Here is a 25,092-nt window from a genome sequence, read left to right as displayed (position 1 = left end):
ATCCGATTTCCTGAAGCTGCGAGAACTGCTCCCATGACCCTGCCCTTCGAACCCCTGGCCGACGACGCCCCGGCCGCGCTGCGCGGGCTGGACCTGCTGCGCATCGAGCGTGCCGGCCCGGTGCTGCACGTGCGCCTGAACCGCCCGGCCAAGCGCAACAGCGTCAGCGACGAGCTGCTCGCGCAATTGCACACCGTGTGGCTGCACATCGCCGCGATCCAGCCCGAGATCAAGGCAGCGCTGATCAGCGGCGAAGGCGCGCACTTCTGCGCCGGCCTCGACCTCAGCGAGGTCAGCGAGCGCAACGTGACGCAGGCGGTGCACCACTCGCGCAGCTGGCACGCGTGTTTCGACGCCATCCAGTACGGCCCCGTGCCCGTGATCGCCGTGCTGCACGGCGCGGTGGTGGGCGGCGGCCTGGAACTGGCCAGCAGCGCACACATCCGCGTGGCCGAGGCCAGCAGCTTCTACGGCCTGCCCGAGGGCACGCGCGGCATCTTCGTGGGCGGCGGCGGCTCGGTGCGCATCAGCCGCCTGATCGGCGTGGCGCGCATGACCGACATGATGCTCACCGGCCGCGTCTTCGACGCCGCCGAAGGCCAGCAGCACGCCATCAGCAACTACCTGGTGGGCGACGGCGAAGGCCTGGCCAAGGGCCTGGAACTCGCCAACAAGATCGCCGGCAACGCACCGCTGTCGAACTACGCCATCACGCAGGCGCTTCCGCGCATTGCCGATCTTTCCGCCAGCGACGGCCTGTTCATGGAAGCGCTGATCGCCTCCATCGCGCAGGGCGACGATGCCGCCAAGGAGCGCGTGCGCGCCTTCCTCGAAAAGCGTTCGCACAAGGTCGCCAAGAGCTAGCCGACCGGGCACTCGCCCGCACCGATTTCTTCCCCCACGAACCCCAACGGAGACTCGACGATGAACATCACCCGACGCCAGAGCCTGGTGCTCGCCGCCAGCGCCGCCCTGCCCCTGCACCTGCGTGCGCAGGCCTTCGAGCAGCCGAAGTTCCTGTACGGTTTCCCGGCCGGCAGTTCGGGCGACATCGCCTGCCGCCGCGTGGCCGAGCGCGTGGGCAACACGCCCTACGCGAAGAACGCCGCCATCGTGGAAAACAAGCCGGGAGCCGGCGGCCGCATCGCACTCGACACGCTGAAGGCCTCGGCCAGCGACGGCTCGGTGCTGGCGCTCTCGCCCTTCTCGTGCACCTCGATCTACCCGCACGTCTACAAGAAGCTGAGCTACGACCCGGTGGCCGACTTCACGCCCGTCAGCATCGCGGCGATCATGCACCACGGTCTTTCGGTGGGCCCCATGGTGCCCGACACCGTGAAGGACGTGAAAGGCTTCCTCGCCTGGGCCAAGGCCAACCCCGACAAGGCCAACTACGGCTCGCCGGCCGCCGGCAGCACGCCGCACTTCCTGGCCGCGCTGCTGGGCCTGACGCAGAACGTCGACCTCAAGCACGTGCCTTACCGCGGCAGCGTGCCGGGCCTGGTGGACGTGATGGGCGGCCAGATCGCCAGCATGTTCTGCCCCGCCGGCGACCCGCTGCCGCACCACCGCGCCGGCAAGCTGCGCCTGCTGGCCACCAGCGGCAAGACGCGCCTGCCCTTCGCGCAAGACGTGCCCACCTTCGCCGAGCAGGGCTTCGGCGATCTCACCACCGAGGAGTGGTTCGGCTTCTACGCCCCGGCCAAGACGCCGGCGGCCGTGGTGGCCGCGGCCAACGCCGCCATCAACAACGCGCTGAAGGACAAGGCGCTGGTGGACGGCCTGGGCGTGGTGGGCCTGCTGGCCCAGGGCAGCACGCCCGACCAGATGGTCCGCAGCCAGCGCGCCGAGTTCGAGCGCTGGGCGCCGCTGGTCAAGCGCATCGGCTTCACGGCCGATTCCTGATCGGCAGCACGGCGGCTGCGGTGTTCAGGCCGTGCGCTTGAACACCGACAGCAGCGCCCCGGCGGCCACGAAGAGGCCGCCAAAGGTGCGGTTCATCCACTTCATCGCGCGGGCCGATTTCAAGGTGCCCAGCACCTTGGCGGCCAGCGCGGTGTAGCCGGCCATCACCGTGAGATCGGTGAAGCCCAGCGTGGCCGCTATCACCAGGTATTGCGGTGTGAGCGGCTGCGAGAGCGTCAGGAACTGCGGCACCACGGCCAGCAGGAAGACGGTGCCCTTCGGGTTGACGATGTTGATCAGCAGCCCGCGCAGCACCAGGTCACGTCGCCGCACACTGGCGGCACCGGCCTGCAGTTCGGCCAGCGGCCGCACCGGCGCGCGCCACTGCTGCACGCCCAGGTACACGAGGTAGGCCACGCCGGCCCACTTCACCACCACGAAGGCCGTGGCGCTGGCGGCCAGCAGCGCCCCGAGGCCCACGCCCACCACCACCAGTTGCACCCAGATGCCCAGCACCAGGCCCAGCGTGGTGAAGTAGCCCTTGCGGAAGCCATGGTTGAGGCCGGCGCTCATGGCCGCCAGCGCACCCGGGCCGGGTGAGAGGCTGATGGCCCAGGCGGCGGCGAAGAAGGCGAGCCAGGTCGAGAGTTCCATGCGGCGAGCTTAACGGCCGGCCGCCGACACCGCCGAGGCACGGTCTAGCGACCGACGGCGAACACGCGTCGGGCACACAAGGCGCCCGTGCCGGCCAGCAGCGCCGCCAACACCATGACCCAGGTGCTGCCCTGCGCCTGCTGCACCAGCAACCCGGCGGCCGCCAGGGCCGCGGTGGTGGTCAGCGCGTCGGCCAGCTGCAGCGCCGACGAATTGCGTCCCTGCTCGGCAGGCGCAGAGATCTTCAGCAGTTGCACCGACAGGATGGGGAAGGCCAGTCCCACGCCCAGCCCCGAAAGCGCCCAACTGGCGATGGTGAGCACGGCGAACAGCACGCCGGGCAGCGGCCAGGTGAAGGCCAAGGCCACGCAGGCGATGCCCGTGCTCACCAGGGCCAGGCCCGCCCGCAGCGCACGCTCACGGGCAGCCGCTTCAGACAACCGAGCCTGCAAGCCGCTGCCCACGCTCCAGAACAGCGCCCCGGTGCTCAGCGCCCAGCCGGCCTGCATCAGCGACCAGCCGTGGTCGCGCGTCAGGGCCAGCGGCATGAAGACTTCGGCCGTGGCAAAGGCAGCGGCCACCAGGCCGCGCAGGGCGATGACCGAAGGCAGGCCCGGCGCGGCGCGCAGGCTGCCGGCCGGCAGCAGGCGCCAGGCGGCTGCACACGCCACGACGAAGCCCGCCAGCAACAGCGGCCAACGCTTGCCGGCGGCACCATGCAGCAGCAAGGCGCCTGCGGCGCCCGCCAGGGCCCAGACCAGCCGCGCGCCAGCGCCGGGCTGGCGGCTTGAGGGCGCTTGCGGCTTGGGCAGCTTCGCGAACGCCGGCATCAGCAAGGCCGCGGCCACCGGCAGCACCGCCAGGGCCACCAGAAAAACCCAGCGCCAGTTCGTGTAGACCACCAGCCACGCCGCCAGCGAGGGCCCGAGCAGGCCCGGCACCACCCAGGCGGTGGCGAACAGGCTGAACAAGCGGGGGTGCAGCGCTGCGGGCACCACCTGGCCCATGCCCACATAGAGGGTGACACCGAGCATGCCGCCGCCCAGGCCCTGCAGCACGCGCCCGGCCACCAGCACCGGCATGCTCTGCGCCAGCCCCGCCGCCAGCAGGCCCGCGGCGAAGAGGCCCAAGCCCCACGCGGCAGCGCGCACCACACCGTGGCGGTCGCACCACCGGCCGGCCAGCATCATGCCCGGAATCGACGCCGCCAGCGGGCCGCCAAAGGCCAGCGCGTAGTAGGGCATGCCGTCCAGCGCTGCGGCCACCGCCGGCATGGCCGCCGCCACGGCCAAGGCCTCGAAGGCGAGCATGGTGATCAGGGCCACCGCACCGACGCAGGCCGCTGCGCGCCCGCTGCCGAACAAGGCGGGGGACCGTGGCGGGGTGTCGGCGGTGGTGGCAGCAGTCATGGGGCTTGTGGTCCATTCAGTGGCTGGCGAGAATAAAAGCTCAAGTCAACTTGAGGTCAAGCGCTTCTTTCGATGAACGCCTGCGGGAGGTGGAGATGGCTGGGGCATCCGAGCTGTTGACGGTGGGGGAACTGGCCGCCCGGGGCGGGGTGGCCGTGTCTGCGCTGCACTACTACGAGGCCCGCGGGCTGATCCAGTCGCAACGCAGCAGTGGCAACCAGCGCCGCTACAGCAAGGCCAGCTTGCGCCGGGTGGCCTTCATCCGCGCAGCGCAGCAACTGGGCGTGGGCCTCGCGGAGATTGGTGACGCCCTGGCGTGCCTGCCCGCGCAGCGCACGCCCACCAAGGCCGACTGGGCACGCCTGTCCACCAGGTGGCGTGCGCAGCTCGATACGCGCATCGTGGCGCTGCAGGCGCTGCGCGACCGCCTGGACGGCTGCATCGGCTGCGGGTGCCTGTCGCTGAAAGCTTGCGCGCTGTACAACCCGCAGGACGCCTGCGCGCAACAGGGCAGCGGCGCGCAGCGATTGCTGCCGCCGGCGCCCGTCGCCGGAGGGCGCGGGCGTCGTCAGGCTTGACGCTCTTCACTGCGCCGCGCCCGTATCGGCGCCTTGGCGGGCACACCTTTCGAGCGATGAAACTGCCCTGGCGCAGAGGGGATTCGTGGCCGCTCAAGACCGGTTGCCGTTGCTCACCGGCTGCGTTTCGGCGGGCAGTCGTTGACCCCGAGCAGCGGGATCGCCAGCCCTGGAACTGCCTGTCAGGCGACATGAAAAGCTGACCCCCAGGAGGTCAGTTCTGGATGTCGGTTGACACTGCCCGACGGCTCAACCAGGCCGGGGCACCCTGTGCATCCCCACAGCGGCCCGTGGCGGGCTCGACATGCCAAAAGCGGCCGCCTGTCACCGACAGGTTCATGACGGATCCCTCCAGGGGTCGCCGGGGTACACAGGTCCGGCGATCCCCCGCCGCCGTGGATCAGCTGCCGCAGATCCCCTTGGGACCCATGTCACACACGCCGCGCCGAACCAGGCGATGCAAGAAAACTTGCCGCCGTTGTCGAAATCAGCGTTCCTTCCGTGTCATCCCCATGAGCAGCAAGCAGAGGAACCATGCCGGTGCCCCTTCGCTGTCTCAACCAAGGAGCAAGACATGACAGCATTGACACTGGACGCGCGTGGCAGCCGCGCCCCCACCTGGTTCTGGGCCATGGCGGGCTTCGGCGTGCTGTGGAACCTTTACGGCCTCTACCAGTTCATCGGCACCCTCACGCCGGCGGGGCGCTCAGCGATGGCAGCCGGCATGACGGCGGCGCAGGCGCAGATCTATTTCTCGCTGCCGGCCTGGATGACGGCCGTCTTCGCCATCGGCGTCTTCGGCGGGCTCTTGGGCTCGCTGGTTCTGGCCGCGCGGCGCGCTGCCGCCTTGCCGATCTTCGCTGTTTCGCTGGCGGGCTACATCGCGCTCTTTGCCGGCGACGTGTACTTCGGCGTCTTTGATGCCATGCCAGGCCAGCTGGCGATTCTTGCCTTCGTCGTGCTCGTGGCCGTGGCCCTGCCCGTGACCGCCTGGGCGGCCCGCTCGCGCGCCCTGCTGCGCTGAAGATCCCACTCGATCCGCTACGCTTTATCCATTCCGAGGAACACGACCATGCAATACATGCTGCTTCTGAACGAACCCGAGAGCGAGTTTGCCAAGCGCAACGACCCGCAGCAGGCCGAGAGCTACTGGGGCGGCTGGAACGCCTTCATCGGTGCCATGGCCCAGGCCGGCGTCATCGTCAAGGGCGACGGGTTGCAAGGGCCGAACACCGCCACGACGGTGCGCATCCGCGACGGCAAACGCATCGTGCAGGACGGACCCTTCGCCGATACCAAGGAGCAGCTGGGCGGCTACTTCGTGATCGACGTGCCCGATCTCGACGCGGCACTGGAGTGGGCCGCACGGGCGCCCTCGGCGGCCTGCGCTTCGGTCGAGGTGCGGCCGGTGCTGCCCCCGATGGCCCCTCCGGGCGCGTGAGCGCCGTCCACGCCGCCGAGCTGGCGGCACGCGATGCCTACGGCCGGCTGCTGGCACTGCTGGTGGCCCGGTCGCGTGACATCGCCGCCTCCGAGGACGCGCTGTCCGAGGCTTTCGTCGCGGCACTGCGCACCTGGCCCGTCGACGGCGTGCCGGCCAACCCGCAGGCCTGGCTGCTGACAGCGGCGCGCAACAGCCTGCACAACGCGCGAAGGCACCAAGGTGTGGTCGACGCATCGGCGGCGGACCTGGCACTGCTGCAGGACGAGACAGCCCCCGAGGCCCTGTCTGTCCCGGATGACCGTCTGAAGCTGTTGTTCGTGTGCGCCCACCCGGCCATCGATGCCGCCGTGCGCACACCGCTGATGCTGCAGACCGTGCTCGGCCTGAACGCGGCACAGATCGGCGCAGCCTTCCTTGTTGCGCCTGCCACGATGGGGCAGCGGCTGGTGCGGGCCAAGGCGAAGATCCGCGATGCCGCGCTGCGCTTCGAGCTGCCCTCAGCCGAAGACATGCCCGAACGCCTTGAAGACGTGCTCGCCGCCGTCTATGCCGCCTACGGCACGAGTTGGGATGCCGTGCCCGGCGCCGACACCGGGCAGCACGATCTGGTCGACGAGGCGCTGTTCCTGGGCCGCTTGATCGTCGCGTTGTTGCCGGACGAGCCCGAGCCGCGGGGTCTGCTGGCGCTGATGCTGCACTGCGAGGCGCGCCGACCCGCACGTCGGGCGGCCGACGGCAGTTTCGTGCCCTTGGACCGCCAGGACGTGCGCCTGTGGCGGCGCGACCTGATCGTCGAGGCCGAGGGGCTTCTGATCGCCGCCGCGCAGCGCGGCATCTTCGGCCGCTACCAGTGTGAAGCGGCGATCCAGTCGGTGCATGCCCAGCGCCCCATCACCGGCCGGACGAACCATGAGGCGCTGACGACCTTGTATGGCCTGCTGGCTCGCCACAGCCCCTCGGTCGGCGTGCTCGTGGCACAGGCGGCGGCCATGGTGGAGGCTGGAGACCCGGCACATGCGCTGGCGGTGCTCTCGCGCCTGTCGCCAGCTGACGTCACGGGCTACCAGCCCTACTGGGTCACCTTGGCTCATGCGGAGACCGCCGCGGGTCATCGCGGATCGGCGCTGCAATCGCTCGAACGTGCCATCGGCTTGACCGAGGATCCCGCCGTGCGAGCCTATCTGAGGACCTTCTCGAGCCACGTGTCTCAGGTCGACAAGCAGCGTTGATGAGAGCCACCGCCAACGGTTTGCAGTTGGGGCTGACTCGACCTGGCAGTGCCGGGTTTGCTGCCGTCGGGTCGCCTGCAGCGACGTCGCGGCTCGGGCGGCTTGCGCCATGCGGCCGCTCGATCTCAACGCCAGAAGGCTGAGCTCCCGCTTGGGCCACCGGCAAGCCGACGTCCACAGCCGTCGGTGGTGGCCCAGAACAGGCAGAGCCCACCGTCACATCGCCGCCTTCAAGCGGTCGGTTGATCGCGAAATGCATCCAGCCGCCGGGTGTGAATGTCAGCCCGTGAGCCCGGTGCGTGACGAAGGTCAACCCACGCTGGCGGGGTCTTGTCACACAGGCGCTGTCGCCCGTGTCTAAGCAACTGTGCCCCCCAACCGCCCGCACAGGAGTCATCACATGTCGCGAAGCTGGCGCCTTCTTTTCGGCGCACTCATTGCAGTCAACCTCATACCGGCCCACGCCCAAGGAACCGCCATGGACAAGTCCACGCTCATCACCCGCCAGCCCTTCGACGTCAAGATCCTGGCCAACGGTCGTGATGTCACGGCGACGTCGCCCGTGGCCTTCGTCAAGTACAACGCCGACGGCACCGGCACGCGTACGCTGAACAACGGGCAGGTCGTGAGCGGCAGCTGGCGCTTCATCAACCCGCAACAGACCCAGATCGAGGTCCATGGCCCCGAGGGGACCTCGCGCTGGGTCATCATCGAGCTCAGCGAAGCCGTCTACCGGAAAGCGAACATGGACACCGGTGTCGAATTCATTCACCTGCCGCGCCCGCGATGAAGATCGCCGTCGAACCCGGCCTGGTCGACCGGGCGCGTGGGGGCGAACTGGTGGCGCTGGAGGCGCTGTTGCGCGCGGTGCAGGGCCCGCTCTACAACCTGGCCGTGCGCATGCTGGGCCGGCGAGAGGACGCACAGGACGCCACCCAGGAGATCCTGCTGAAGATCACGACCCACCTTGGCAGTTGGCGTGGTGATGCCGCATTCGGCACCTGGGCCTGGAGTGTGGCCAGCCACCACTTGCTGAACCTGGTGACGCGCAGTCCGCGACAGGCCGAGGTGTCGTTCGAGACACTGGCCGAGCGGCTCGACGCCGGCTCGGCTTATGCCGAGAAGCTGCTTCAAGGTGATCGTGGCGTAGCAGCCTCGCCCGAGGACCATCTGGACGCCCGGCGCACGGCCTTGGCATGCACGCAGGCGATGCTGATGTGCCTGGACCGGCCCCAGCGCCTGGCCTATGTGCTGGACGTGATCTTCGGGCTGGAATCGCCTGAAGCGGCCGCAGTGCAGGGCATCACGCCCGCCGCACACAGGCAGCGCCTGGCGCGTGCCCGCAGCGCGGTGCATGGCTTCATGTCGCAGCGCTGCGGGCTTGTCACCGATGGCGCGCCATGTCGCTGCGCCAGGCAAGTGCCTGCCAAGCGGTTGGCACAGTCGCGCGGGCAGATGCCACCTGGCCTTGAGGTGAGCAGCGCAGAGCTTGAAGATGCCGAGCAGGGTTTGCGCGAACTGGTCGCGATGGGCGATGCGGCTGCCGTGATGCGCGGTGCACCGGCCTACGCAGCCCCGCAAGCCATGCTCCAGGGCATCCGGCTCGTCGTCGAACACAGTGGGGTGTTGCGCCAATGAGCCGCACCGCTTCGCCTCACCTCAGGATGGTGCCGTTTCGGCTGCCGCCAGAGCGTCTCTGCGCACGTCTGCAGGACTTCAACCGCCGCCGCGAGATCACCTGGTTCGGGTTGCATGGCAGCTTCGATGGCGATGAAGATGCGGTCGTCCGGTTCCGGGCGGTGGACGCCGGGGTCCTGGGCGGCGGCGGCATTGCAGCCCTCAATGGCGGCGTGGTTGCCGCTGGCTTCGATGCGGTCTGTGTCCTCGCCGCCCAGGCGCAGTTCGATGTCGATGTCGTCGTGACCTTGACCTTGAGTGTGCAGTTTCTCCGCCTTGCACGTGTGAGCCCCGGGCTGGAGTTCCGCGCTCAAGTCAGCAAGTCGGCGAAACAGGTCTGCTTCGTTCAAGCGCAGCTCATGGACAGCCAGGATGCCGAGGCGATGCCTTTGGCGATTGCGGTGGCTACGCTGTCACCGCGCTAGATGAAGCAGCTTGGCAAGCTGCACCGAACCAGCGATGCCGCCGGCCCGTTCACGCAAAAAGCGGCAAGGCTGTCGAGCCCCGCTGCACAGATGCCAGTTCTTGGCCGGTCGCGAGCGACCGCTGTCGTTCACAGCCCGCAACGACTGATTCCGGCCCGTGGCGTGCCTTCGTGGCTGTCGGTCATCAGGTCAGTCAGAGGCGATGTCGCCGAACGCTGTGAAACCTGCTGACGCACACACGGTCTTGAAGGCATCACAGCACATGGGACTGTCAAGCGCCCGATGGCCTGCCCAGGGCGCTCCAGACTCGGCCCCCGCCGCGTGCGTGACGGTCTCTGAAGGCGGCCCAAGCGCGTTGGGTCGATAGCACCGCCGCGCCGACCGCCACCGGCCCCGCTTTCGGCAGGCGACGGTGGGTGGGCGCACAGACCGCGATCGCGGACCGCAGCAGCATGGCTTTTGCCGAGCACCCGCCGGCGCCGCGTGAAGGAAGCCCGATGCCCTGCCCCCGCCCCCGCCTTGCCAACGCCCGCGCAGTGCTGTGCTGCGCGCTGGCCGGCGCCACACCCGCCGCCTGGGCCGACGCGCGCGTCGCCATCACCTTCAGCGACCCTTCAGGCACCCATGCGCCCTACTACGCTGACCTGGAACGCGTGGCCACTGCAGCCGGGGCGGACTGGCTGGCGCGCTTTCTCACGCCCTCGTCAACGCTCACTTTGAGCGTCAGCATCGGCTTCGCACCCATCGCCACCTCCACCGGACGCAGCTTCACATCGGCCCTGGTAGGCACCGACAACGGCGGCTTGAGCCTGTACGCCGAGGGCGCGGCGTACGAGGTCCGCACCGGCGTGGACCCCAACGGCGCCGCGCCCGACATCGAGTTCATGCTGGGCAGCACGGGCTACCTGCAGAACGAACTGTGGTTCGACCCTGACCCGCTGACGCGCAGTGCGGAGGTGCCGAGCGACCGCACCGATGCCTACTCGGTGCTGCTTCACGAGTTCGGCCATGCCTTTGGCTTCAATGGCTGGCGCGACGGCTTGAGCGGCATGCTGCCCGGGGGTTATGCGTCCAGCTTCGACGCGCTGGTCAGCAGCGCGCCTGGTGCCGGTGCTGCCTCGCTCTTCTTCATCGGCGCCGCAGCCGTGACCACCTACGGCGCGCCGGTGCCACTGACGCTGGGGAACTACGCTCACTTCGGCAACTGGTTGCCGGGCAGCGGGGCAGACCTGGTACCCGACCTGATGAACGGCCTCGTGTTCTACCGCGGCACGCGCTACGGCATCTCGGCCCTGGACCTGGCCGTCATGAGCGACCTGGGCCTGCCCCTGCAGGGCGGCATCGCGGTGGTGCCCGAGCCCTCGGTCAGCCTTCTTCTGCTGGCCGGCCTGTGCCTGCTGGCGTGGCGATGCAAGGCCATTCGCCCGCGCGAGGGGGCGCAAGACAGTTGAGCTTCGATGGCGGTGCCGAAGGTCGTTCTGGCTCGGCGCATGCTGCGGGTCGTCCGTTGCCGCCAGACCCCTGCCGTCGGTCCCGCAGGCACTCGGACGCAGCCGACGTCAGCGGCCGGAGGTGCCGGGACACTTGAACTGTCGCGGTTGGGGGTGGGGTCAGCGCGCAGCACAGGCCTGCACAGGAGAACTGCGCCCTCACCTGCGGGGCCGCTGCCGCGAGCTTGGTGACAAGCGACCGACTGATTCGGGGCGACGGGCTGAAGACAGCGCCAGTGGCTGCTGGGTCGGCAAGCGCCGATTGCCCGCGCGAGCTCACCGCCGGAAAGTTGCCCCCCGGTCTGGCCACAGGAAAGCCGACATCCGCGGTCGGCAGTGGACGACCCGCATCAGCCCATCGACGCGCTCCGAGGCTGCCCGACGACCGACCCAGATCCTTCTCGATCCGCATCTGCGAAGCTGCCGCTCGTGGCCTACAGCGGTGGGCCACGAACCGTCATGGGTGCACGACAGCTTCGTGGCATCTCACCCGACCACGCTGACACCGCCGGCAGCGCGGAACCAGCCAACCAGGGGTTGGCCTGCGAGCAGTGGGTCAGGGTCGATCCTGCGCCATAGGCTGCAGATGCTGCCGCAGCGTTGGCTGAGACCCCATCGCGAGGCCGGCGCATGAGCTGGCAAGCCCATCTCACGGCACTTCCCGGCATTCTGGGCTTTCTGGGCTTTCTGGGCGGGCCCAGCCTCGGTCTCCGGACCCGTCTCGGATCTATCGAATCCGGTCGAGGGGTCGTTAGACTTCCGGTCGCCTGCAGGAACGCAGCATGGCCTGGTTCCGGCCGGCCTGGCCCGGCGATGGATGTGAGTCCTCCCGAACCGGGCTGATGCATGCCGTTGTTGTCGTGAACGGAGACCGCTGCCCAATCCTCTTCCAGCGATGCAGTCGACCTACCGCTTCGACGATGTTGAAGTGTTCTGCCGCGAGCGGCGAATCACGGTCCGCGGCCAGCCCGCGCCCCTGGGTGCGCGCGCCTTCGATCTGCTCGTCACCCTGATCGAACGCGCCGACCGTGTCGTCGGCAAGGAAGAGCTGATGGACGCGGTCTGGCCGGACGCCGTGGTCGAAGAGGCCAACATCGCAGTCCAGGTCTCTGCCTTGCGCAAGCTTCTGGGCCCGCGGGTGCTCTCGACAGTGCCGGGCAGGGGCTATCGCTTCGCCAGGCCACTGCTCGAAGAGGGTGCGGCGCGTGTACCCGCAGTCCAGGCACCACGCGCGGCCGATGAGACCACCGCGCCACCGCAGCCCGAAAGGCCGGCCATCGCCGTGCTGCCCTTCGCCAACCTGTCTGTCGACCGCGAGCACCGCTACTTCGCCGATGGTGTCACGCAGGACATCGTCACCGGGCTGTCCCGCTTCCGCGCCTTGGTGGTGATCGCGCACGGCAGTTCTGCGGCCTACGCCGACCGGACCATCGGCATCGACACCGTCGCCGCGCAGCTGGGTGTGCGCTACATCGTGGACGGCAGCGTGCAGCGTGAAGGGCAGAGGGTGCGGGTGACGGCGCAACTGATCGACGCCCACACGCGCAGGCACATCTGGTCGGACCAGTACGACCGGGTGCTGGAGGACATCTTCGCCGTGCAGGAGGAGCTCACGCGCAGCATCGTCATCGCCGTGGTGCCCCACGTCAGCCGCACTGAACTTCAGGGCGCCAGCCGGCGCCGGCCGGCCAGCCTCGGCGCCTACCAGCTGGCCCTGCAAGCCTGGGCCATAGTGAGCCGTGCTTACGTGGCAGCGGACGCTGCGTTGCTGCCCGACGCGATCGACCAGGCCATGCAGGCACTGGCGATCGACCCGAAGTGCAGCCTCGCCTTGCTGACCGTGGGCCAGGCCCATTGGCAGCGCTTGTTCTTCAAGAGCGCGCCGAACCTGGTCGAGGCCTGGGAGACCAGCATGCACTGGACCCGGCTGGCCATCGAGGCCGACGAGACCGACAGCGCGGGCTATACCCAGAGGGCGCTGGTGCTGCAGCACGACCCTCGCGACGACGGCCGGTCGATCCCCTACGACGAGGCGCTGCATGACCTGGAGATCGCGACGCGGCTCAATCCCAACGACGGCGGTGTCCTGCGCGTGCGCGGGCTGACCGAGGCGGTGGCCGGGCGGCCCGCTGAGGGCATCGGCCATCTGACGCAGGCCTTGCGCGTTTGCCCCGGCGATGCGGGTGTTCTGTCACACCTGTCACTGGCGCACTTCCTGGCCGGCAGCTACGGCGACGGCCTGCGCTGTGCTGCGCAGGCCCTGGCCAAGCGGCCGAAGTCGGCCAACACCCTGATGTTCATGGCCATGAACGGCGTCGGCGCTGGCGACATCGACAAGGCGAAGTTGGCCTGGCAAGCAGCGCGCGCCATCTCGCCCAGCTACATCGACGCGCGCACGAACGGCCATTCCGTCTACAGGCTCGAGCGCGACCGGCAGCGGCAGAAGCTCTTCCTTCGCATCGCCGCCGGACTGGAGGACCCTTCCGCTGTCGAAGGGCTGCGCTAGCGAAGCCTGGGCGCGCGTTGGCGCATCGGGCGTGAGGCCGTTCGAAGACGACACGCGGGCTCCCCGCCGCAGCTCGGCAGCAGGTGCAATGTGGCCACGGGCCACAGGCCACCGCCCAGGCCGCAGGCGATGAAGGACATGTTGGCCGCCAGAGCCAGCAGACGCAGCCGCAGCCGCAGCAGGTCGCGGCCGATGAAGGTGCCAAGGTCAGCGCCGCTGCCAGCCCAGCAACTGCGTGTCGAGAACGTTCATGCGCCGTGCCACTCACATCCGCAGCGAAGCGATGACCACGAAGACCGACGCGCACATCGAGGCGTTGACGAGGTTGACGGCGACGGCACGGTTCCAGCGCTGGCCCTGCTGCTCGTACAACCAGGCGGCCATCGTCACGTTGGCACCAACCCACATGCCCCAGGTCCACAGCGAGTGCTGGCTGGAGTCGCCGCTGTGGATCAGGGCCCACAGCGTGGGCAGGTACGACAACACGCGGGCCGAGTTCAACAGGGTGAAGGCCCAGGTCAGCCCGGTCAGGTAGTGGGTGCGCCACGGCATGCGATCGCGCTTTGCGGAAGCGGGCTGCGTTGCGTCGATGCCGGCGGCTGGCGGCGGCAGGTCCATCGGGCGCGCGCTCACGGCCGGCTGCTGCGGGCACCTTGCGCGGTCTGCGCCGGGGCAGCCACGCGCTCGGGCAACACCACCCACACCCGTTCGATGCCTGCACCGGCGAGGCGGCGGGCCAGGCGGACAGCGTCTTCGCCCTGCCCATCCACGAACACCCAGGCATCGGCTGCTGGCATCTGCTGCGGGGTCATGTCGCCAGCGATCGCTCGCAGTTGCACCACGCGGCTCGGGTGGAGATGCAGCAGCTGATCGCGCTGCGCCTGCGTGGCCCATCCGGGCGCCGTTCCCCCCGCTGCGGCCTCCGCAGCAGGCTCTCGCTGCGCGCCGGGGTAGGCGCTGCCGTCGTCGGCCATCAGCGGCGTGACGATGTTGATCGGCCTCTCGCGCGCCGTGGCGGGGGCCGCCATGGCGTCACAAGCGGTCAGACACGCACAAAGTGCAACGACGTGGGTGAACAGGGGCAGGCGCAGGCAGGTCATGGTCGCGGTCCTCGGGTGGCAGCGCCCGCAGCGGGCGCTTGAACGTCGAAGCAGCCATGCTCCCCACCGCGACCCGGCGCGTCCTAAAGAGATCTAAAACCCGATGTCAAGGTCCGCACTTGTGCGCGCCGAGCCACCCAGGGCTTGAGAGGCCTCGCCTGATGCCTGTCGCTCGCAGGTGCTCCTTGGCGAGAGTTGAGATCAGCCCCGGGTCGGCTTTGCGGCCAGCGCGGTATGCCACTCTCTCCACACGGTCGTGATGGGCGGTGCATCCGGCGCCGGTAGAGCGGCTCATGGGCCGGGTTGCTGCTCTCCTGGCACCCCCACGCAGCACCGCTGCCCCGGGCAGACGTGGCGCGGCAGGGCCTCGAACAGGGCTGTCACGGCGGCGGGTCTGCCCAGCGCCCAAAGACACACCGGATCGTCGCGGAACGCCTCGTCCAGCGGCGCGGCCAGGTCTCCCAGGTCGGCGACGGTGGCCTCCCGCATCGCGGGTGTGTTCAGCCGGCCTTCTTCACCACGGCCTCGTGCAGCAGGTCGACCAGGCCGCCGATGTCCTTCAGGTCGGACAGTTCCTGGCGCGAAATGCGAACGGCCAGCTCGCGCATGCTGCACGACACCACCTCCACCATGTCCAGGCTGCTGGCGCCCAGGGCCTTCATCGAGACACCGCGTGTCACTTGTTCGGGCGCGATGTCGGGGCAGATCTCGGTGAGGTGCTTCTTCACCACCGCGAAGACGTCGTCGTTGCTCTTGCTCATGAAGGCTCTCCAGGTTTCCAGACCAGCTTGCCCTTGGCGCGGGCGCGCTCGGCAATGCCCATCAGGTTGTCGAAAAACTCGAATCCGCGGTCGACCATGATCACCTGGCCGCCCACCGCGTCGCACAGGCCGCTGGCCAGCATCAGCACCACGTTGGCGATCTCCTCCGGCGTGGTGTAGCAGTCCTCGAAGCCGCCCAAGGCTTCCAGAAAGGCATGGAATTCCTCGCCGAAAGTGGCATCGAAGCTCGCCGTGCGCACCAGGCGTGAACGCACCACGTTCACGCGCACGCCGTGGTCGAACAGCCGGAAGTTCAGGTAGCGGCAGAAGGTCTCGAGCACTGCCTTGCTGGCAGCGACGAAGTCGTAGTTCATGAAGAAGCCGTCGGGCCCGTCGCTCGACAGCCCCAGCACGTGTTTCGGGTAGCGCCCGAACCGCTGGTGCAGCGCACGCGTGTAGCTGGCCAGCGGCCAGGCCGAGTAGTCGATGCTGCGGTGCAGGGCGCGCTGGCTCCAGGCCTCGAAGCCGGTGGTCTTCAGCGCGAAGGCCACGTTGGAGATGAGCACGTCGACACCCGGGTGCCGCTGCGCGATGGCTTCCAGCAGGCGCGTGGTGTCGTCCTCCTGGCTCACGTCGGCTTCCACGATCAGCGGCTCAGGGGCACCGGCGGCGGCGAACTGGGCGCGCACCTCGTCCTGGTCGGCGGTGCCCCATCGGTAGGTCAGCACGGTGTGGGCGCCCTGCCGGCCGAAGGCCAGTGCGCATGCCAGCCCGATGCCCATGGTGCCGCCGGTGACCAACACGACGCGGCCGCGCTGGTCGATGGGGTTCGTGCCGGCGTTCACGGTGTGCCCCAGGCGTCGAGCTTCAGCTCGCGCAGGCTCAGTTCATGCATCAGGGTCTCCAGGGTCGATGCCTCTTCGAAGGCGCGGCGTCGTGGCAGCGTCAGCACCCGCTTCAGGCGCAGCAGGTTGTCGCGGGGCTTCTCGGCCAGCGCGCGGGCCAGCGCCAGCGCACGGGGCCGCACCTCGGCGCGCGGCAGCACCGCGTTGAAGCCCGGGTGGCCGCGCAACACGCGGCCGCGCAGCAGGTCGCCGGTGTAGAGCATCTCGTGCGCCAGCGCAGGCCCCAGCGCGGCCGACAGCAGCGCCGTGGTGCCCATGCCCGGCGTGATGCCCAAAGACATGAAGTTGGCGCCGTAGCGGCTGTCTTCGGCCAGCACGGTGAGGTCGGCCGACATCAGCAACGCCAGCCCGCCGCCAATGGCATGGCCTTCGGCCGCGGCCACCACCGGCATCGGCAGGCCCATCAGTCGGCGGCCGAGCAGCAGTTCGGTGGGGGCCAGGCGCCCGGCGGCCAGGTCGGCCAGCGCGTCGCGCGTGGCGCCGGTGCAGAAGGCCTCGGGCAGCCCGCTCAGCAGCACCACCTTGCACTGCACATCGCCGGCCAGGTGGTCCAGCGCCCGCACGAAGGCCGCCACCCAAGCGGGCGACATGCCGTTCTGTCCGGCTTCATCGACCATGGCCAGTTCGACCACGCCCTCGTCCAGCGCACGCTGCTGCACGGGGAGGGTCGCATGTCCGCCGGTGCCGCCGGCATTGCTGCTGTCGGGCCCGGGTTCGGCGCTGTTCCACCAGGTGGTCATGGCCAGGCCCCTTGGTTCATGAAGGCCTGCCGCACGTCTTCGCGCGCCAGCGCCTGCGCGGTGGCGGCAACGCCTGCGTCCAGCGACTGCTGCAGGCGCTGCAGGTGGGGGCCGTGGCGCTTCAGCGCCGCCACGGCAGGTGCCAGCGCACGGCCCAGGCGGTGTACCTGGCGGCGCACCACGGCGTCAAGCGAAGCTGCCGGAGCGCAGAAGTCGGCCAGGCCCAGCGCCAACGCCGCGGCGCCGTCGACGCTCTCGCAGCCCAGCGCCAGAGCGCGGGCGCGCTGTGCGGGCACGCGTTCGTCCAGCACGGCCATCACGATGGCCGGGTGGAAGCCGTACAGGCACTCGGGCAGGCCGAAGCGCGCCCCAGGCCCGGCGACGACGGTGTCGCAGGCGGCCGCCAGGCCCAGGCCGCCACCGATGGCCGGGGCATCCACCACGGCCAGCGTGGGGGTGGGCGCCGTGCGCAAGGCCAGCAGCAGGTCGGCGTAAGCGCGCAGGCCGGTGTGCAGCGCTGCCGCCGGCAGGTGCAGCGCACCGGCCAGGTCCATGCCCAGGCAGAAGGTCGAGGGCTCGGCACCTTGCAGCACCAGCACCCGGTCCGGCGGTGCGGTGAGCAAATGTGCGCGCAGGGCCTGCACGGCGGCTGCATCCAGGCGCTGGGGCACGGCGATGACGTGAAAGGTGGCCGTCACCCCGTCAGCTCCGGCCATATCGGCGCACGTGGCCGCGTGCACCTTCGAACACCAGCCGCCCCCGGCCGGCGTAGTGGCTGTGCCACAGGCCGCGCAGCCCCGAGGTGGCGACGTCGAAGTCGCCTTCGTCGATCTGCGCGCTGCGCCGGGTCTCGGCTTCTTCGTACTCGGCCACGCTGGCGGCCAGGCGCGCGTCCAGCCGCTCGCGCACCTGCGCCTGCTGGGCGATGCTGGCGGCCTGCGGGCCGAAAACGCCGCTGTAGAACTCGCCCGTCGAACCCGAGCCATAGCTGTAGATGCCCACCCGGCGGCCGTTCACGCTGTCACCGGCTTGCCAGGCCAGCCCGGCCAGCGAGATGAAGACGCTGGCTGCGTAGGTGCCGCCCATGCGCCGGTTGAACACCAGCGAAGGCTCGACACGATCGGCATAGTCGGCCGCCAGCGCCCCGGCCTGCCAGCCCGGCACAGAGCGCAGCACCGCGCGGTGCGCGCGCCGCGTGATGCCGCCAAAGGGCGCGTGGTAGATCTGGAAGGGCAGCCACTGCTGCAGCGCGGCCAGGCTGCCGAGGCCGACGCCTCGCCGGGCCTGCAGCTTGACGGCATATCGTTCGAAGGCCGTGTCGACGGCGTCCATGTACGACAGCAGGCTGGTCTCGCTGTGACCGGCTTCCACGCGCGAGGTCGGGCGGATCAGGTCCGACACCTCGTGCGTGTACAGCCCCGAAAGGCCGCGGTCGATGGCGAGGAAGCGCGGCTCGTGCGACAGCAGCAGCGCCGCTGCGCCAGCGCCCATCACGAACTCGTAGGGCTGCCCGAAGTGGGCCCGGCTCTGGTCGGTGCAGACCACCAGCGCCTTCTCGCCGGGCTGGGCTTCGGCGGCCAGCCAGGCCAGCGCGAGGTGCAACGCACCGGTGCCCCCGTAACACGCGTGCTTCACTTCCAGGTTGCGGCAATCGTCGGCCAGCCCCAGGTGGCGCTGAACCCAGGTGGACAGCGCCTTCTCCTGGTCGGGCGCGCTCTCCGAAGCCACCAGCAGCAGCTTCACCGCGCCGCGGTCTTCACCGGCGAGCACGGGCTCGGCCGCGTTCACGGCCAGCGTCACCGGGTCTTCCCAGGGCGGCAGCAGCGAGCGCTGGTCGATCATCATGTCGCCACACACGGTGCCCACGTCGCCGCCGCGTGCAGCCACCAAGGCGGCCATGTCCAGCGACAGGGTGCCGGGGTCGATGCCGATGCGGTCGATGCCGATGGGGCCGTGGTCCGTCATGGCGCCCAGTCCAGCCCGCCGCTGACGCGCACGGTCTCGCCGTTGATGTAGCCCGCCGCGTCGGACAGCAGGAACAGCATGGTCGCGGCCAGTTCGTCCAGTTCGCCCAGGCGGCGCAGCGGGCAGAAGCGGTTGGCGTAGTCGACCAGGCCTGCCGACATGGTGTCGCGCGTCATGTCGGTCTCGAAGTAGGCCGGCGCCACCACATTGGTGGTGATGCCCTTGGGCCCGTATTCCTTGGCCAGCGAACGGGCCAGGCCCAGCAGGCCGGCTTTGCTGGCGGCATAGGCGGCCTGGCCGCTGGCGCCGTCGGCGATGATGGAACTGACCAGGAGGATGCGGCCCTTGCGGCGCGACACCAGCTCGGGCAGGAAGGCGCGGCAGACGTAGAACGGGCCGCTGAGGTTGGTGTCGATGACGCGCCGCCAGTCGCTGTCCGACAGGCTGTAGGCCAGCCCATTGACGCTGACCCCGGCGTTGGGCACCACGGCGTTCACGCCATCGAAATGCGCCAGCACTTCGTCGGCCACGCGGTCGACGGCCGCCGGGTCGCAAACATCCAGCTGCCACGCCTTCACGCGCGCCTGTGGCGCCTGCTGGGCCGCCTGCTGCAGCACGTCCTCGGCGGCCTGCGCCTGGCTCACGTAGGTGAAGCCCACGTCCCAGCCGGCTTGGGCGGCGGCCAGCACCAGCGCACGGCCGATGCCACGCGAGCCCCCCGTGACGAACAGCACGGGGCGGGGCACGGTCTGGGGCACGGAGGCTTCGTTCATGGCGGCTCTCCGACCATCGCTTCGAACAGGGTCAGGCACAGCACGGCAGGCCCGCGCAGCACCTGGGCCAGCGCCATGAAGGTGTAGCCGCCGGTGTCCACGGTCTGCGCCAGCACGGTGAGCTGGTCGCCGGGCAGCGCGGGGGCGACGAAGCGGGTGTCGTGGATGCGCACCAGCCGCACCGGCTGCGGCCGCGTGCCGGCGGGCACCCGGGCGCTGCCCAGCGCCTGCAGCGCGGCCAGGCACAGCGCGAACTGCCCGGCCATCTCGACCAGCAGCACGCCGGGGTAGACCGGCTGGCCCGGAAAGTGGTCGGCAAAGACCGGGTCATCGGCGCGCAGCGCCTGCGTGCCGGCCAGCCGACCGGCCAGGTCCAGCGCATGGATGTGGCCGGCCAGCAGGAAGGCGCCGCGGTGGGGCAGCAGGCCCTCGATATCGGCCCGACCCAGTGACGTTCGAAGCGGCAGCGCCTGTTCGTCGAACAAGGGCCGGCGGCGCGCCCGGCGCAGTTCGTCTTCGGTGGGCGGGCTGTCAGCGGGCCAGCGCATCGTGGATCTCCTGCACGCGCCGGCCCCAGGCGGCGGTGGCAGCGGGTGAAGCGGACGTCCCGGATTCGCCGGGCGCATCGGCCATTTCGAAGGTGTCCAGCGCGAACACCGTCCCGGCCGGCAACCAGCGCCTGGCCATCAGCCGCGACAGCACCTGCAGCGGCCCCACTTCGACGAACACCGCATCCGGCCAGCGCTGCCGCATCGCGTCGATGGTCTGTTGCCATCGCACCGGCTGGTGCACATGCCGGGCCAGTGATTGCTGCAGGCGGGCCGGCGTCACGTCGTTCATCGCGCAGCCGTCGACGTTGGGCCAGTAGTCGAGCCTCGGTGCCTGCCAGGGCGCGGCCCGCAGCGCCGGCTGCAGCGCCTGTGCCACCGGCTCGAAGCGCACCACGTGCATGGGAATGCGCCTTTCGATCACGTGCCCGAGCACGCCGTGTTCGGCATCGGCCCCTTCCAGCACGGCGTCGACCGCGGCCTGCGTGCCGGCCACCACCACCTGCTGCGGGCTGTTGAAGTTGGACACCGCCACGGCCTGCGGGTCGCCTTGCGCCAGGCACACGCGTTCGCACAGCGCCTGGGCTTCGGGCGCCGCCATCGGGAACAGCGCGGCCATCGCGCCGGACGGCCCGGCGTCGTAGCAGCGGCCGCGCGCCGCCACCAGGGCCATCGCGGCGGCTTCGTCGAGCGCGCCGATGTGCACCAGGTGCGCGTACTCGCCCAGCGACAGGCCGGCCGAGGCCTGGGCGCGCAGCCCCGCCGCTTCGGCCAGCCGCAGCCAGGCCAGGCTGGCCGCCAGCACGCAGCACTGGATGTCGAGGTTGTGATCGAAGCTGGCCGAGCAGGCCCGGCCCATCGCGGCCTCGGCCCGTGCCTGGGCCTGCGTGCCGGCTCCGGGCGAGAGGGCATCGAGGCGCCGGAACAGTCCCGCATCGCGCGAGCTCTGCCCCGGGAAGACGAACACCAGCGGACGGCTCACGCCCCGGCCCCGGGCACGGCCTCGCCCGCGGGCGGCCGCAGCAGGCCAGCCTCGCGCAGCGGCGGTACCACCACCTCGGCGAAGTGGTGCAGCGCTTCGTCCAGGTCGGCCCGCGTGTGTGCCGCGCTGACGGCCACGCGCAGGCGCACACGGTCTTCGGGCACGGCGGGAAAGTCGACGGGCGCGGCATAGACCCCGCGCTGCATCAACAGGCGCGTGGCCTCGAAAAGCAGGTCGCGCCGGCGGCCGAAGATCACCGGCACGATCCAGCTCTGGCTGAGGCCGGTGTCCAGCCCCAGTGCCTGCAGCTGCATTCGCAGGTAGTCGGCGTTGTCCACCAGGCGTTGCTGGCGCTGCGGTTCGGCGCGCACCACGCGAAGCGCCGCCGTGATGCCGGCGACCGTGGCCGGCGGCATCGCGCCCGAGAAGACGTAGGGGTGGCTGAAGTAGCGCATGTAGTCGATCAGTTCGGCGTCGGCGGCCAGGAAACCGCCCACCATCGACAGCGCCTTGGAGAAGGTGCCCATGAAGACACGCACGCCCTGCTGCTGGCCCAGGCGGGCGGTGGTGCCGCCGCCGCCGGGGCCGTCGGCAAACACCGAGTGCGCTTCGTCGACGATGAGGCCCACGCCATGGCGCTGGCACACGGCCAGCAGTTCCGGCAGCGGCGCGAAGTCACCGTCCATCGAGTACAGCGCGTCGACGATCACCGCACGCCGGCTGCCCGTGGTGCGCTGAAGCACCGCGTCCAGCGCCTGGGGGTCGTTGTGGCTGAAGGTGGCCAGGCGCGCGCCCGACAGCCGCACGCCGTCCATCCAGGACATGTGGGCCTTCTCGTCGAGCACGGCCACGTCGCCCCGGTGCAGAAGCGCCACGCACAGTCCGATGGCCGCCGCGAAGCCGCTGGTGAAAAGCATGCTGCCGCTGCGGCCGGTGAGCAGGCGCAGCTCGTCCTGCAGTTCCTCGTGCAGCGCCGTCATGCCCGACATCAGCGGCACGCCGGCCGAGCCATTGCCCCAGCGCGACAGCGCCGCCTGCTGCGCCTCGATGACGGCCGGGTGGGCGGCCAGGCCCAGGTAGTCGAGCGACGCGATGTTCAGCATCGGCCGCGCCTGGCCGCCGAGCTGCAGCGCCGTGTGCGGGCCGACGCCGGCGGCCAGGCGGCGTTCGACGAGGGCGTGGTAAGCCGGGGCCATGCGTCGCCACTGCGTGAAGCCGGGGGCGGCCGCCAGCGGGTCGGTGTCGTGGCCCAGGTGGAAGTCGGCCAGCGACAAGGCCGCGGCGGCCTCGGCGCTGGCGTCGAGCATGGTGCTGCCGGGGTGGGGTGCGGTGGTCATGGGGCGGTGAGGGCCAGTTCCTGGCCGCGCAGGTCGTCGAGGTGGCCACTGAGCAGGGCCAGCGTCGTGTCGGCCGCGCGGGCCAGGCCTGCGGCATCGGCGCCATGGCGCACCAGGTTGCAGCTGAAGGGCTGCAGCATCAGTTCGGCCGTCAGGTAGCGCAGCAGGGTCGAGGCCACGGCCACGCCGGCTTCCTGCCAGGGGTGCGCCGAGGCCGGCACCAGCAGCACCACGCGGCGCGGCAGGCCGCCGGCGGCCGTGCGCCAGGCTTTCAGCAACTCGGGCAGCAGGCCGGCTTCGGCCGAGGCGGCGCCGGCCGACGCCGGCGGCGCACTGAAGAGTGCCAGGACCACGTTGCTTCGGCCTGCAGCGGCATCGGCCAGCAGCGCGGCCAGTCCCGCGCTGCCGGCAGGCCGGGCGTGAACGGTCAGGCTCGGCAGGCGGCTGCGCAAGGCTGCTTGCAAGGGCTCGGTGCCCCCCAGCACCAGCGCCGGGCCGGGTTCGAGGCGCAGGCTCACGCGGCAACCCCGGGGCCGGGCGCAGCCCCGGCCGGCTGCAGCAGGGGCATCACCGCGATGAGGTTGTCGACGAAGCCCACGCCCTTGTCGATGGTGATCGTCTGGCCGTGCAGGCCGTCCAGCAGCCCGGTGGCCAGCATCGCGACCGCCTGGCCGATGTGCGCGGCGTCGACGCCGAAGTGCCCCAGGCGCTGCGTCAGCAGGGCGCTCGTTGCCGGGCCGAACATGTCGGCCAGGCCCTGGGTGCCCACTTGCCGCGTGCGCAGCCCGAAGATGCGCCCGCCCGACGCGGCCGTGCGCGGTGCCAGGCTGCGCACCAGCGATTCGAGCGCGGCCTTCGAGGCGGCCACGTAGTCGTAGCCGGGGTAGTAGTGGTCGGGGCCGTCGGAGGACATGGCCACCGCCACGCGAGGCAGCCGCCCGCAGGCCTGTTCCAGCGCATCCAGCGTGGCCTGCAGCGGCCAGCTGCTGGTCTGCAGGCTGTTGGCCAGGTCGCGCTGCCGCATGCCTTCGAGGCCGCGACCTCGCGCGGCCACGCAGGCGTTGGCCACGAAGATGTGCACCTGCCCGTGGCGGGCAGCGAGTGTGCGTGCCAGCTCGGTGGTGTCGGCGTCGCTGCCGGCGTCGGCCTCCAGCACCTCGGGGGGCGCTGCGCCGGCCTGCTGGAAGGCGGCGGCCAGCTCTGCCTCGTCCACGCTGCCCCAGCGGTGGGTCAGCACCACGTGGGCCCCAGCACGCGCCAGCGCGATGCCCACCGCGCGGCCCAGGCCGCGTGTGCCGCCCGTGACCAGCGCCACCTGGCCGGCGAAGCTGTGAACGGCGCTCACGCCACGCTCGCCGGGTGCCGCCACAGCGCGCAGCAGTTGATGCCGCCAAAGCCGAAGGAGTTCTTCAGCATCAGTTCGCTGCGGTGCGCCACCGGCTGGTTGGCGCAGATGTCGAGGTCGACTTCGGGGTCGAGTTCGTCGACGTTGATCGACGGGTGCAACTGCCCGTGCTTCATCTGCAGCAGCCCGGCGATGGTTTCGACGACCGGCGCCGACCAGCAGGTGTGGCCGAGCATCGACTTCGGCGCGTTGATCTTCAGCTTGTGGGCGTGCTTGCCGAACACGCTGCGCAGCGCGCGCAGCTCGGACAGGTCGCCCAGCGGCGTGGACGTGGCGTGTGCGCTGACGAAGTCGATCTGTTCCGGCGCGGTGCCGGTGTCTTCGAGCAGCCGCCGGATGGTGGCGGCCTGGCCCTCGGGCGAGGGGTTGGGCAGATGGTTGCCGTCGGACATGGCCACGCAGCCCAGCACCTCGCCGTGGATGCGGGCGCCGCGGGCGCGGGCATGTTCGTACGCTTCCAGGATGAGTGTGCCGGTGCCGTGCGACGGCACGAAGCCTTCACGCCGCCGGTCGTAGGGCCGGCTGGCGCGCGTGGGTTCGTCGTTGAAGCTGCGTGTGGTGATGGCGCCCAGCAGCGCCATCGCGTGCAGGCCCATCGGCGAGAACTCGAGCGCGGCACCGGTCATCACCGCGACGTTGTGGCCGTGGTGACGCACCTCGTCGACGGCCGCGCGCAACGCGATGTTGGCACTGGCGCAGGCGCCACCCATCGTGTAGCTGGCACCGCGGCAGCCCAGCACTTCGCTCACCGACGACGCGTGGTCGGTGTCCAGGTCGAGCAGCGCCGCGTTGGCATCGATCCAGTCGGGCTCGCTTTCCATGAACACCTGGTGGTTGCGCAGCAGGTAGTGTTCGTTCAGGTTGTGCCCTGCCAGCAGGGTGGCGGCACGCGTGAAGTCGATGTCGAAGCCCAGGCCGGCGTCGAGCCAGGCGTCGACGCTGGCCAGCACGGACAGCCGCGTCGAGAACGGCGCACCGCGCATCAGCTTGCGGGCGCGCAGGTAGTTGGCTTCGGGCAGGCGGGGGCGCAGCGACTCCAGGCGTGCCTTCCAGTCATAGCCTGACAGGTCGCCACCCACCTTGGCGTAGACACGCTCGTCGTCGAAGAAGGTCCAGCGGCCGATGCCTGAACGACCAGCCATGAGATTGCCGTACAGGCCATCCAGCGTGTCGCCCAGCGGCGTGATCACGCTCATACCGGTTACCACCACGCGACGCATGAGCAGACCTTCAGAGTTGCTCAAAGGGTATGCGAACTG

General features: G+C 70.3%; 27 protein-coding genes. 11 read left to right on the top strand and 16 right to left on the bottom strand.

Annotation, left to right across the window (positions count from 1 at the left end; all coding sequences use genetic code 11):
- Positions 1–33 precede the first annotated feature (33 nt).
- Together EOE66_RS12950 and EOE66_RS12945 are read left to right on the top strand one after the other, a co-directional pair.
- Positions 34–864 (top strand): crotonase/enoyl-CoA hydratase family protein, encoded by an 831-nt coding sequence (locus tag EOE66_RS12950; protein WP_128229129.1) that lies wholly within the window; start codon positions 34–36, stop codon positions 862–864.
- Positions 865–924: 60 nt separating this feature from the next.
- Positions 925–1,905: a Bug family tripartite tricarboxylate transporter substrate binding protein gene (locus EOE66_RS12945; protein ID WP_128229128.1), complete on the top strand. Its 981-nt coding sequence runs from the start codon at positions 925–927 to the stop codon at positions 1,903–1,905.
- Positions 1,906–1,929: 24 nt separating this feature from the next.
- Here EOE66_RS12945 and EOE66_RS12940 read toward each other — a convergent pair whose 3' ends face one another.
- Both EOE66_RS12940 and EOE66_RS12935 read right to left on the bottom strand, forming a co-directional pair.
- Positions 1,930–2,559: a LysE family transporter gene (locus EOE66_RS12940; protein WP_128229127.1), complete on the bottom strand. Its 630-nt coding sequence runs from the start codon at positions 2,557–2,559 to the stop codon at positions 1,930–1,932.
- A 44-nt stretch (positions 2,560–2,603) separates the two neighbouring features.
- Positions 2,604–3,968, bottom strand: coding sequence for an MFS transporter (locus EOE66_RS12935; protein ID WP_128229126.1), 1,365 nt, complete (start codon positions 3,966–3,968; stop codon positions 2,604–2,606).
- A gap of 95 nt (positions 3,969–4,063) precedes the next feature.
- Between EOE66_RS12935 and soxR the strand changes: the two genes are divergently transcribed.
- The 9 genes from soxR (at position 4,064) to EOE66_RS12890 (ending at position 13,317) form a co-directional block, all read left to right on the top strand.
- A complete protein-coding gene (gene soxR, locus EOE66_RS12930) occupies positions 4,064–4,546 on the top strand; it encodes a redox-sensitive transcriptional activator SoxR (protein WP_128229704.1) in 483 nt (160 codons plus the stop codon).
- Positions 4,547–5,120: 574 nt separating this feature from the next.
- Positions 5,121–5,570: a hypothetical protein gene (locus EOE66_RS12925; RefSeq protein ID WP_128229125.1), complete on the top strand. Its 450-nt coding sequence runs from the start codon at positions 5,121–5,123 to the stop codon at positions 5,568–5,570.
- A gap of 48 nt (positions 5,571–5,618) precedes the next feature.
- Positions 5,619–5,987, top strand: coding sequence for a YciI family protein (locus tag EOE66_RS12920; RefSeq protein ID WP_128229124.1), 369 nt, complete (start codon positions 5,619–5,621; stop codon positions 5,985–5,987).
- Positions 5,984–7,219, top strand: coding sequence for an RNA polymerase sigma factor (locus tag EOE66_RS12915; RefSeq protein ID WP_128229123.1), 1,236 nt, complete (start codon positions 5,984–5,986; stop codon positions 7,217–7,219). Before EOE66_RS12920 ends, EOE66_RS12915 begins: the two co-directional genes overlap by 4 nt.
- A 478-nt stretch (positions 7,220–7,697) precedes the next feature.
- The gene (locus tag EOE66_RS12910; protein ID WP_128229122.1) at positions 7,698–8,009 is read left to right on the top strand and encodes a hypothetical protein; all 312 of its coding nucleotides are present in this window, start codon (positions 7,698–7,700) and stop codon (positions 8,007–8,009) included.
- A complete protein-coding gene (locus tag EOE66_RS12905) occupies positions 8,006–8,857 on the top strand; it encodes an RNA polymerase sigma factor (protein ID WP_128229121.1) in 852 nt (283 codons plus the stop codon). The genes EOE66_RS12910 and EOE66_RS12905 overlap by 4 nt, the downstream gene beginning before the upstream one ends.
- The gene (locus EOE66_RS12900; protein WP_128229120.1) at positions 8,854–9,321 is read left to right on the top strand and encodes a PaaI family thioesterase; all 468 of its coding nucleotides are present in this window, start codon (positions 8,854–8,856) and stop codon (positions 9,319–9,321) included. The genes EOE66_RS12905 and EOE66_RS12900 overlap by 4 nt, the downstream gene beginning before the upstream one ends.
- A 497-nt stretch (positions 9,322–9,818) precedes the next feature.
- Positions 9,819–10,772 (top strand): PEP-CTERM sorting domain-containing protein, encoded by a 954-nt coding sequence (locus EOE66_RS12895; protein WP_128229119.1) that lies wholly within the window; start codon positions 9,819–9,821, stop codon positions 10,770–10,772.
- A gap of 934 nt (positions 10,773–11,706) precedes the next feature.
- Entirely contained in the window at positions 11,707–13,317 is a 1,611-nt protein-coding gene (locus EOE66_RS12890) for a winged helix-turn-helix domain-containing tetratricopeptide repeat protein (protein WP_128229118.1), read from the top strand.
- Positions 13,318–13,581: 264 nt separating this feature from the next.
- Here the strand turns inward: EOE66_RS12890 and EOE66_RS12885 are convergent, their stop codons facing one another.
- The 14 genes from EOE66_RS12885 to EOE66_RS12820 all read right to left on the bottom strand — a co-directional run bounded on the left by EOE66_RS12885 (position 13,582) and on the right by EOE66_RS12820 (position 25,053).
- Positions 13,582–13,935, bottom strand: a complete 354-nt coding sequence (locus EOE66_RS12885; RefSeq protein ID WP_164885095.1) for a hypothetical protein — start codon at positions 13,933–13,935, stop codon at positions 13,582–13,584.
- A gap of 11 nt (positions 13,936–13,946) precedes the next feature.
- Positions 13,947–14,345 carry a hypothetical protein gene (locus tag EOE66_RS12880; RefSeq protein ID WP_128229116.1) on the bottom strand — a complete coding sequence of 133 codons (399 nt, stop codon included), beginning with the start codon at positions 14,343–14,345 and terminating at the stop codon, positions 13,947–13,949.
- Between the two features lie 572 nt (positions 14,346–14,917).
- On the bottom strand, positions 14,918–15,178 hold the full coding sequence (locus EOE66_RS12875; RefSeq protein ID WP_128229115.1) for an acyl carrier protein: 261 nt from the start codon (positions 15,176–15,178) through the stop codon (positions 14,918–14,920).
- The gene (locus EOE66_RS12870; RefSeq protein ID WP_128229114.1) at positions 15,175–16,023 is read right to left on the bottom strand and encodes an SDR family NAD(P)-dependent oxidoreductase; all 849 of its coding nucleotides are present in this window, start codon (positions 16,021–16,023) and stop codon (positions 15,175–15,177) included. The genes EOE66_RS12875 and EOE66_RS12870 overlap by 4 nt, the downstream gene beginning before the upstream one ends.
- The gene (locus EOE66_RS12865) at positions 16,020–16,823 is read right to left on the bottom strand and encodes a polyketide synthase (protein ID WP_128229113.1); all 804 of its coding nucleotides are present in this window, start codon (positions 16,821–16,823) and stop codon (positions 16,020–16,022) included. The genes EOE66_RS12870 and EOE66_RS12865 overlap by 4 nt, the downstream gene beginning before the upstream one ends.
- The gene (locus tag EOE66_RS12860) at positions 16,820–17,521 is read right to left on the bottom strand and encodes an enoyl-CoA hydratase/isomerase family protein (RefSeq protein WP_164885094.1); all 702 of its coding nucleotides are present in this window, start codon (positions 17,519–17,521) and stop codon (positions 16,820–16,822) included. The genes EOE66_RS12865 and EOE66_RS12860 overlap by 4 nt, the downstream gene beginning before the upstream one ends.
- A 4-nt stretch (positions 17,522–17,525) precedes the next feature.
- Positions 17,526–18,788, bottom strand: a complete 1,263-nt coding sequence (locus tag EOE66_RS12855) for a hydroxymethylglutaryl-CoA synthase family protein (RefSeq protein WP_128229111.1) — start codon at positions 18,786–18,788, stop codon at positions 17,526–17,528.
- Positions 18,785–19,561, bottom strand: a complete 777-nt coding sequence (locus tag EOE66_RS12850; protein ID WP_128229110.1) for an SDR family NAD(P)-dependent oxidoreductase — start codon at positions 19,559–19,561, stop codon at positions 18,785–18,787. The genes EOE66_RS12855 and EOE66_RS12850 overlap by 4 nt, the downstream gene beginning before the upstream one ends.
- Positions 19,558–20,109 (bottom strand): 3-hydroxyacyl-ACP dehydratase FabZ family protein, encoded by a 552-nt coding sequence (locus EOE66_RS12845; RefSeq protein ID WP_164885093.1) that lies wholly within the window; start codon positions 20,107–20,109, stop codon positions 19,558–19,560. Before EOE66_RS12845 ends, EOE66_RS12850 begins: the two co-directional genes overlap by 4 nt.
- Complete coding sequence (locus tag EOE66_RS12840) at positions 20,093–21,091, bottom strand: ACP S-malonyltransferase (protein WP_128229108.1); 999 nt, start codon at positions 21,089–21,091, stop codon at positions 20,093–20,095. Before EOE66_RS12840 ends, EOE66_RS12845 begins: the two co-directional genes overlap by 17 nt.
- Complete coding sequence (locus EOE66_RS12835) at positions 21,088–22,428, bottom strand: aminotransferase class I/II-fold pyridoxal phosphate-dependent enzyme (RefSeq protein ID WP_128229107.1); 1,341 nt, start codon at positions 22,426–22,428, stop codon at positions 21,088–21,090. Before EOE66_RS12835 ends, EOE66_RS12840 begins: the two co-directional genes overlap by 4 nt.
- Complete coding sequence (locus EOE66_RS12830) at positions 22,425–22,946, bottom strand: hypothetical protein (protein WP_128229106.1); 522 nt, start codon at positions 22,944–22,946, stop codon at positions 22,425–22,427. The genes EOE66_RS12835 and EOE66_RS12830 overlap by 4 nt, the downstream gene beginning before the upstream one ends.
- Positions 22,943–23,773, bottom strand: coding sequence for an SDR family NAD(P)-dependent oxidoreductase (locus tag EOE66_RS12825; RefSeq protein ID WP_164885092.1), 831 nt, complete (start codon positions 23,771–23,773; stop codon positions 22,943–22,945). Before EOE66_RS12825 ends, EOE66_RS12830 begins: the two co-directional genes overlap by 4 nt.
- Positions 23,770–25,053, bottom strand: a complete 1,284-nt coding sequence (locus EOE66_RS12820; protein ID WP_128229104.1) for a beta-ketoacyl-[acyl-carrier-protein] synthase family protein — start codon at positions 25,051–25,053, stop codon at positions 23,770–23,772. Before EOE66_RS12820 ends, EOE66_RS12825 begins: the two co-directional genes overlap by 4 nt.
- Between the last annotated feature and the right edge of the window lie 39 nt (positions 25,054–25,092).

The sequence above is a fragment of the Rubrivivax rivuli genome, from assembly GCF_004016505.1.
GTDB classification, from domain to species: domain Bacteria; phylum Pseudomonadota; class Gammaproteobacteria; order Burkholderiales; family Burkholderiaceae_C; genus Rubrivivax; species Rubrivivax rivuli.
This window is presented reverse-complemented; position numbering and strand designations above follow the sequence as displayed.